The sequence below is a fragment of the Paenibacillus sp. J22TS3 genome, from assembly GCF_018403205.1.
In the GTDB taxonomy this organism is placed as follows: Bacteria; Bacillota; Bacilli; order Paenibacillales; family Paenibacillaceae; genus Fontibacillus; species Fontibacillus tuaregi.
Window position 1 is genome coordinate 1 of the sequence record NZ_BOSF01000043.1, and the last position, 254, is coordinate 254.

1 rRNA gene is annotated in these 254 nt (G+C 55.5%); it reads left to right on the top strand.

The window, feature by feature from the left end:
• Window positions 1-254: ribosomal RNA gene (locus tag KJS63_RS25960) — 16S ribosomal RNA — on the top strand; the annotation flags it as partial.

Consider the following 254-nt stretch of genomic DNA (forward strand, 5'->3'; position numbering starts at 1 on the left):
GAGGCAGCAGTAGGGAATCTTCCGCAATGGACGAAAGTCTGACGGAGCAACGCCGCGTGAGTGATGAAGGTTTTCGGATCGTAAAGCTCTGTTGCCAGGGAAGAACGTCCGGTAGAGTAACTGCTATCGGAGTGACGGTACCTGAGAAGAAAGCCCCGGCTAACTACGTGCCAGCAGCCGCGGTAATACGTAGGGGGCAAGCGTTGTCCGGAATTATTGGGCGTAAAGCGCGCGCAGGCGGCTATTTAAGTCTG